This window comes from Vreelandella vilamensis (assembly GCF_031451755.1).
GTDB lineage: Bacteria > Pseudomonadota > Gammaproteobacteria > Pseudomonadales > Halomonadaceae > Vreelandella > Vreelandella vilamensis.
On record NZ_JARWAN010000023.1, the window covers coordinates 51670 to 59767 of the forward strand.

The following is an 8098-nucleotide window of genomic DNA, read 5'->3' on the forward strand; positions in this document are numbered from 1 at the left end:
AAAGTGTGGCTTTTTCTCCAACAGCAAGAGGAAAGCGTCTTGAGTACGACACCGTTGAAAAAAAATGACGTAAGCTTTGATCCGTCGTTATCTTCCCACCAATACGTGGCGGACCTGCTTGCGCAGGCGAACATTGAGATTAACGGCGAGCGGCCGTGGGACATGCAGCTCAACGCGCCTGGCGTGATTGAGAATGCCTTGTCCCGCGCTAACCTTGGGCTAGGCGAAAGCTATATGAACGGCGACTGGGATGCCGAGTCGCTGGATCAGTTTTTCTATCATTTAATGCGTGCCCAACTGCACCTGCGCGTGAAACCCACGCAGCTGGTGTATCACTCACTGAAAGCGAAGCTTTTTAACCGGCAAAGTGCCAAGCGTGCCTGGGAAGTGGGGGAGAAACATTACGACCTGGGTAACGAATTTTATGCCGCCATGCTTGATCAGCGCATGACCTATACCTGCGGCTACTGGAACAACGCCACCAATCTTGACGAGGCGCAAGAGGCGAAGCTCGACTTGATTTGCCGCAAGCTGGAGTTAAAACCCGGTATGCGCGTGTTGGATATCGGCTGCGGCTGGGGCAGTTTCATGGCTTACGCCGCCGAGCACTACGGCGTGGAGTGTGTGGGCCTAACCATTTCCAAAGAGCAGGCGGATTTTGGTAAGCGGGTGATGAGAAAAGGGTTGCCGGTTGAGTTTCGCTTGCAAGATTACCGCGATGAAACGGAAGTTTTTGACCGCATCGTGAGTATCGGCATGTTTGAGCACGTGGGGCGCAAAAACTACCGTGAGTTCATGAGTGTCGCGAACCGCTGCCTAACAGACGATGGCCTATTTCTGCTGCATACCATTGGCAAGAATGTGTCCAGTACCCCACCCGACCCTTGGATTGATAAGTACATTTTCCCCAATGGCGAGCTGCCATCGCTCTCTCAAGTCAGCAACGCGGCGGAAACATTGTTCGTGGTCGAAGACGTCCACAACTTCGGCGCCGATTACGATAAAACGCTCATGGCGTGGCACGATAACTTTGAAGCGAATTGGCTGGATTTTCGTGAGCAGTTTGACGACGAGTTTTACCGCATGTGGCGTTATTACCTACTCAGTTGCGCCGGTGCCTTCCGTGCCCGTGAAATTCAGCTTTGGCAATTTGTGCTGAGCAAAAAAGGCGTCGTCGGCGGTTATTCACGCGTGAGTTGAGTTGTGTTGAGGAGTTCCTCCTTTTATTAACGGCGAGGTAAACGGTTCTCGATGCGTGACGTGTTGGAAAAGCATCAAATGTGGCTCTATCTCGTGGCGATTGCGGCCGGCATTGCGACGGGCCTTCGCTGGGAAGCGGTGCACACGTGGGAGGCGGCGTTGTGGCCGCTACTCGGCGTGCTACTTTACGCGACCTTTACCCAAGTTCCCCTTTTGCATATCTCGCAGGCGTTTCGCGATAGGCGATTTATGGTCGCGCTTGTGTTGGGTAATTTTGTGGTTATGCCACTGTTGGTATGGGCGCTGGTGGCGCTTTTTGCGTTAGAGAGCGCATTGCGGCTGGGCGTGTTGCTGGTGCTGTTAGTGCCCTGTACCGATTGGTTTATCAGTTTTACCCATCTTGGGCAGGGCGATAGTGCCGGTGCGATTGCGGCGACCCCAGTGCTGCTTTTACTGCAAATTGTGCTGTTGCCGTTTTATGTCGCGATCATCATGGGTGAGCAACTGGTCGGGGCCAATTTGTGGGCTCAGTTGCTGCCAGTCTTTAGTGGCCTCATTCTTACGCCGTTACTGCTGGCGTGGCTTACCGAGAAAGGGGCCGAACGTTACGCAGCCCTTCAACACGGGGTAACGGTGATGGGCTGGCTTCCTGTGCCGTTGTTGGCAGCGGTGGTGTTTTTGATTGCTGCCTCCCAAGTTCAGTTGGTCATCGATACCCGCGAAACCCTGTGGCAGGTGGCGGGTATTTTTGTGCTGTATCTACTTGCCGCCCTTTTGATCGGCAAACTTTTAAGTTTGCTTTTTCGCGTGCCTGTGGCGTCAAGCCGAACGCTAGTGTTTAGCCTAGGGACGCGTAACTCCTTTGTGGTGTTGCCCTTGGCGATTGCGCTGCCGGAGATCTGGGCAGCAGCGGTGGTGGTGATTGTGCTGCAATCGCTGATTGAACTGCTGGGGATGGTGGCTTACCTAACGTGGGTGCCGCGGTTGATAAAGCCGCCGCGATGAACGCTTGGCGTCACCATCAAGTGAGACGCGCTAGGGGGCCAAAAACGCCGACGGTTTATCCGTATAAGTGAGCGTTAAACGGTGCATCGCGCGGGTACACGCCACGTAAAGCAGGTTTCGCTCCATATCGGTGGCGTAGTTTTTCTCGCTCGCGTCCGGGACAATCACCCGGTCAAACTCCAGCCCTTTGGCCATGTGCGCGGTACAGACGACAATCCCCTGGCCAAACGCGGCGCTGTGTTCGCTTAATAGCTGCAAGCGTTTGAAGTCGCCATCCAAGGCATCAAACACTTTGCGCGCCTGTTTTTGGGTTTTGCACACGATGCCGAGGGTGTTGTGGTCGGATTGCGAAAACGCGCGGGCAAAATCGGCAATCGCGGCGAGCTCGTCTTTGCGGTTACGGTAGCGCTCAACACTGGGCGGCTCGCCATGGCGCTCAATCGCTTCAAGATCGGGGTTATAGGCAATTTGCTGAGCAAAATGCGCAATCTCGATGCTGGAACGGTAGCTTTTGTTGAGCGTCACGCACAATGCTTGGCGCAGCACTTGGCGGATTTCCTCGGCTTTTGAGGCGCTATACGGGTTCACCGATTGATACGCGTCGCCCAGGATGGTTTTCTTGCACGAAAATAGCCGCCCAATCACGGCGTATTGCACCGGCGTGTAATCCTGCATTTCATCGATCAGCAGGTGTTTGACGTTACGCCACGACGATTGCACGCCTTCCAGGCGCATTTTGAGATAAATCAACGGGAACACATCGGCGTATTCCAGCCGCCCGCGCGAGGCGGTTTTGAACATTTCCGGCTGCCCAATCCAGTCATAAAAGCCTTTGTACGTCTCGCGCAGCGTGGCTTGTTGGAGCATTTTTTTGATCGCGGCTTTAAGTTCTTTGCGCTCTTCACGTTCCAAGTCGTAGTTGTACTGATTGCCGATTTTGCGCTCGATCTCCCAGCTGACCTGCTTTAAGCGCTCGTTGGTGGGCAAGTGGCGGTGCTTGCGGAAGACCTCTTCTAAAAGCCAAGCGGGGATTAGTCGCCTGGCGATCCAAATATCCTCGGCGGCAAAGCGGTTCGCCTCGATGTGCTCGGCATAGCGGTCAAGTTGGGCCAAGAAATCGGGCGAGGCTTTAAAGCGCAGGCGCGCTTTCGCGGCGTCGTCGTTTTTCTCCAGCAGGGCCGTGGTTTGCTCGAAAAAGGTCTCGAAGCGGTATTGGCTATCGAGCAGTTCGTCGGCTAAGTCTTCCATGCCGATTTCATTGACTGTCTCTTCACCAAGCTCCGGCAGTACGTTGGAAATGTAGTCGGCGAACACGCGGTTAGGGGAGATAATCAGGATATCTTCTGAACTCAGCGTGTCTTTAAAGCGGTAAAGCAAATAGGCGATGCGGTGCAACGCAATCGAGGTTTTACCCGAGCCGGCCACGCCCTGGATGATCAGTACATTCGCATCATCGTTACGAATGATCGCGTTTTGGTCACGCTGAATGGTGGCGACGATGTTCTTCATGCCTTCATCAGAGGCACGACTGAGCTCGTCTTGCAGCACCTCATCCACCACGTGAACGGCGCTATCGATCATTAGCTCAATGGCGCCGCCGTTAATGCGAAACTGACGCTTGAGAGAGATTTCCCCGGCGACGCTACCCTCGGGGCTTTCGTACCTGGCGGGGCCGGTTTCGTAGTCGTAAAACAGCGAGGCGATAGGTGCGCGCCAATCGTATACGCGGTTTTGCCCGGCCATATCATCGCGGAAGTGGTGCACGCCGATGTAAATCGGCTCTTGTTGACCGTGGCGGGTAAAGTCGAAGCGGCCGAAATAGGGCGAGTTCTTGAGTTTTTCCAGGCGCTTGCGCCGTGTCAGCGCATTGTCACCCGTCATCACCGCTTGCTGGATGGATTCGCGGGCCGAGATTTTTTCGATGTGATCCATCTCGTCGCGGCTTTCCCACAGGTACTCTTTTTGCGCCTGAATATCATCCGAGTAGGCGGTGAGGCGCTCATCAAGCTGGGTAATATTGGCACTGATGCGCTGCAAAACGTCATCAAGATGGCGTTGTTCCGCGTTGCGTTGGGGTTGGTCGTTAGAGGTTGTCATTGCGCCTGCTAGAAAGTGGAAACAAGGGAAAAAAGTCGGCGGCCGGTTTACTCGCTCATGTAACGCCAGGTCTTAACACCACGTACTAACGCACGGTTTGTGGTACTTAGGAAGCGGCCTTTCTCTAAGATGGCCGAGGTAACGCCAGCGTTATGCATATCTTGGTAAACAACAAGTAAAGCGGCCTTGGGGTCAATAGGTAAGTACTGATGTACGCTGACCCAGCCGTCACTTGGCGAAAGTTGGCTAAGATCAGCGATGACGGTATTGTGAGTATCCATGCGTTTTCCTTATCAATCCGAACATTAAAAACGGATGTGAAGTGTTGAACACGTATAAACAAACATAAGGAAAAGCGGAGACGTTATGGTGGCGTGGGCCGTAGAAACAGGAAGAGAGGGCAGGCGTTGTTTAGTAACTGAGACATGAGTCACCTCGTACAGTTACCAGTGACCTCGAAGTTAAGGTACCTGGAAGGGTTAACAACGATAATCCTACCAGAGTCAAGGCCAAACGGCACCAAAGTGGTAAAAACGCATTTTTAGCGGCTTCTAGCCCATGCCCAACTGCCGAGGGTTCCTGACGCCATTCAGTGGCGCAGGAACCCTTACTTGGCTTTGGTAGACCCTTGTTGCGCTTATTGAGCCAGTTCTTAGTTACCAGCCGCGTCACGCAAGGCTTCCGCTTTGTCGGTCTTCTCCCACGGGAAGGCGGTAAAGGTCTCCACTTGCTCTTCGCCTTTATCGTTGACCCAGCGGTAGCGGTGCTCAAACGGCTCGCGGCCAAAGTGACCGTAGGCCGCCGTGAGCTGATACATCGGGTGCAGCAGGTCAAGCATCTTGGTGATGGCAAACGGGCGCAGGTCGAAATGCTCGCGCACCAATTTGACGATCTGGTCATCATCGATTTTGCCGGTGCCGAAGGTGTCGATGGACACCGAGGTCGGCTCGGCCACGCCAATGGCGTAGGACACTTGAATTTCACACTTGTCGGCAAGCCCGGCGGCGACGATGTTTTTTGCCACGTAGCGGCCGGCATACGCGGCGCTACGGTCCACTTTCGACGGGTCTTTGCCCGAAAACGCCCCGCCGCCGTGGCGCGCCATGCCGCCGTAGGTATCGACGATGATTTTACGCCCGGTCAAACCGCAATCGCCCACCGGGCCGCCGATCACGAACTTACCGGTCGGGTTGATGTGGTACTGCGTTTTCTCGTCTAACCACGCCGCTGGAATTACCTGCTCGATGATTTCATGTTTGACCATCTTGCGCAGGTCTTCCTGATCAATCTCCGGGTCGTGCTGGGTGGAAAGCACCACCGCATCCACGCCACAGGGCTGGCCGTTGGCATCGTAACGGAAGGTCACCTGGCTTTTGGCATCCGGGCGTAACCATGGCAGCAGGCCGTGCTTACGCAATTCCGCCTGACGCTCGACCAAACGGTGTGCGTAGTGGATCGGTGCCGGCATGAATGACTCGGTTTCGTTGGTGGCATAGCCAAACATCAGGCCCTGGTCACCCGCGCCTTGATCTTCTGGCTTGCTGCGATCAACGCCTTGGGCGATATCGACACTCTGCTTGCCAATCAGGTTCACCACCCCACAGGTGCCGCCATCGTAGCCCACGTCGGAAGACGTATAACCGATATCGGTGATCACCTCGCGCACTAAGGTTTCGAGATCCACCCAGGCGTTGGTGCTGATTTCACCGGCGATAATGGCAACACCGGTTTTGACCATGGTTTCACAAGCGACGCGGGCCTGCTTATCGCGGGCGATAATGGCATCTAAAACCGCATCAGAAATCTGATCGGCAATTTTATCGGGGTGGCCTTCGGAAACAGACTCGGAGGTAAAAAGAGAAAAGGTATTGTGCATTTAATGGTCCAGGTGCATTCGATGGTCTAGGTATTAGGGTTAAAGAAATGTCATAAACGCTAGGTTAACTCACGCGCTCGTAGCCGCCGACGACACCTTTTTTGCTGAGCACGAACTGCCATAGCTGAATATCCCGCGCCCGGAAGGCACCGGCGCAGCTCAACAGGTAATAGCGCCACATACGGTAGAACCGTTCGCTGAACTGTTCTTTGAAATGCGGCCAGTTGGCTTCAAAATTGTCATGCCACGCCATTAGCGTCTTGTCGTAATCGGCACCGAAATTGTGCACGTCTTCAATGACAAATAGAGGCTCGGCGGCATCAGTCACCTGACCTAACGCTGGGAGCTCACCATTGGGGAAAATGTACTTATCGATCCACGGATCGGGCGAGGTACCCCGGACATTTTTACCAATAGTGTGAAGCAGAAACAGGCCGTCGTCTTTTAGGCAGCGGTTCGCGACTTCCATGAACTCACGGTAGTTTTTGCGCCCCACGTGCTCAAACATGCCGATACTGACGATGCGATCAAACTGCTCGGTTTCATCACGGTAATCTTGCAAGCGAAACTCAACGGGCAGGCCGCTTTTCATTAGGCGTTTGCCATACTCGGTCTGCTCCTTGGAGATGGTTAAGCCCACGCACTCCACGCCGTAGTGCTCGGCGGCGTAGGCCATAAAACTGCCCCAGCCGCAGCCGATATCCAACACGCGCATACCGGGCTTTAGCTCCAGCTTGCGGCAAATCAGATCGAGTTTAGCCTCTTGTGCTTCATCCAGGTTCTTAGCGTCTTTCCAATAGCCGCAGGTATAGGTCATGCGCTGGTCGAGCATGGCGGCGTAAAATTCGTTGCCTAAATCGTAATGGGCTTCCCCCACTTGAAAGGCACGCTTAGCGGTTTGCAGGTTAAGTAAGCGGGTACGAAGGTGGTGAAACACGAGCTTTTGCGGATTGATTTGATCCGGTAGCCGCGCACGCAGTAAGTGATAAAAGAAATTGTCCAACTCGTCGGCATCCCAGGCGCCATCCATGTAGCTTTCGCCTAGGCCTAAATTACCGCGTGATAGCGCGTCATCGAGCACGCCATGAGCGTTTAGGCGAAGGTCCCAGGGACGATCTCCATTGAGACGAATGTCGGCTTTTTCCAAAAGCTCGGCAACAAAACGATGCGATGATGAGGTTTCATCAAAAAAAGCCGTATGGCTGAAAGTTTGGGTATTCAATGTTGGTATCCCTATGCGGGCTTGTAAGGAAAGTGGCTATCTCCTAGTTGATAAAAAACTAATATTTTGAAATTTAGGGTGGCGGAAATGTCATAACAACCTCCATTAACCGTTGATGGACGCAACGAAAAGGATCAAAAACTACCGATACAGCGAACGGGGCATTAAGCCGGTAGGCTTGAGAAACAAAGAGGAAGGCGGGAGCGCTAGGGTGGGGTCATCAACACAGTTATCTTCATCTCCGTTAACGTTGCGTCATTATATCGCAGACGCATATTAACAAAATCGATGTGGCATTGCAGGGCAAATTGGCGCCGGGGGTGTTACCGCCATAAGAGTTCGTGTAGAAAGAAATACGACAACAACAAAACTTCTATGCACCCGCTTAAGAGAGACACGCAATGACCGATAAGGTGTTGGCCGCTATTGATAGCTCACCGTTTTCAGAAAACGTATGCGATTACGCCGCCTGGGCCGCGACAGCGCTGGATGCGCCGCTAGACGTTGTTCACGTGATCGATAATCACCCGCAAACCTCAGAGCCCGACCTTACCGGCAACTTGGGGTTAGGTACCCGGGAACATCTGCTAGAGCGTCTTTCTGATATTTGTTTGGTCCCGGATGATGAAATCGCCCATAGAAGTTATCCTCTGCTAGCAGCCAGGGAGCTTCTTCATCAATTTATCCGGGAGCAGGTT

At 53.6% G+C, this 8098-nt stretch carries 7 protein-coding genes; 3 read left to right on the forward strand and 4 right to left on the reverse strand.

What is annotated here, in order from left to right:
* The first annotated feature begins 39 nt into the window (after positions 1-39).
* Positions 40-1200, forward strand: coding sequence for a cyclopropane fatty acyl phospholipid synthase (gene cfa / locus QC823_RS13145; protein WP_309656811.1), 1161 nt, complete (start codon positions 40-42; stop codon positions 1198-1200).
* Between the two features lie 51 nt (positions 1201-1251).
* Positions 1252-2205, forward strand: a complete 954-nt coding sequence (locus QC823_RS13150; protein WP_309656812.1) for an arsenic resistance protein — start codon at positions 1252-1254, stop codon at positions 2203-2205.
* Positions 2206-2235: 30 nt separating this feature from the next.
* Here the strand turns inward: QC823_RS13150 and QC823_RS13155 are convergent, their stop codons facing one another.
* The 4 genes from QC823_RS13155 to cfa (QC823_RS13170) all read right to left on the reverse strand — a co-directional run bounded on the left by QC823_RS13155 (position 2236) and on the right by cfa (QC823_RS13170) (position 7400).
* On the reverse strand, positions 2236-4302 hold the full coding sequence (locus QC823_RS13155) for a HelD family protein (RefSeq protein ID WP_309656813.1): 2067 nt from the start codon (positions 4300-4302) through the stop codon (positions 2236-2238).
* A 47-nt stretch (positions 4303-4349) separates the two neighbouring features.
* Positions 4350-4583, reverse strand: coding sequence for a hypothetical protein (locus tag QC823_RS13160; protein ID WP_309656814.1), 234 nt, complete (start codon positions 4581-4583; stop codon positions 4350-4352).
* Between the two features lie 371 nt (positions 4584-4954).
* The gene (gene metK / locus QC823_RS13165; protein ID WP_309656815.1) at positions 4955-6178 is read right to left on the reverse strand and encodes a methionine adenosyltransferase; all 1224 of its coding nucleotides are present in this window, start codon (positions 6176-6178) and stop codon (positions 4955-4957) included.
* Between the two features lie 64 nt (positions 6179-6242).
* Positions 6243-7400 carry a cyclopropane fatty acyl phospholipid synthase gene (cfa, locus tag QC823_RS13170; RefSeq protein ID WP_309656816.1) on the reverse strand — a complete coding sequence of 386 codons (1158 nt, stop codon included), beginning with the start codon at positions 7398-7400 and terminating at the stop codon, positions 6243-6245.
* Positions 7401-7801: 401 nt separating this feature from the next.
* On the opposite strand from cfa (QC823_RS13170), the gene QC823_RS13175 reads away from it, so the two are divergent.
* A partial coding sequence (locus QC823_RS13175; protein ID WP_309656817.1) for a universal stress protein occupies positions 7802-8098 on the forward strand: 297 nt, incomplete at its 3' end.

What these genes read in the sequence shown, in the direction of transcription:
- QC823_RS13150 (WP_309656812.1), top strand. Translation starts at nt 1,252, where the DNA reads ATGCGTGACGTGTTGGAAAAGCATCAAATGTGGCTCTATCTCGTGGCG.
- QC823_RS13155 (WP_309656813.1), bottom strand. Translation starts at nt 4,302, where the DNA reads ATGACAACCTCTAACGACCAACCCCAACGCAACGCGGAACAACGCCAT.
- QC823_RS13160 (WP_309656814.1), bottom strand. Translation starts at nt 4,583, where the DNA reads ATGGATACTCACAATACCGTCATCGCTGATCTTAGCCAACTTTCGCCA.
- metK (WP_309656815.1), bottom strand. Translation starts at nt 6,178, where the DNA reads ATGCACAATACCTTTTCTCTTTTTACCTCCGAGTCTGTTTCCGAAGGC.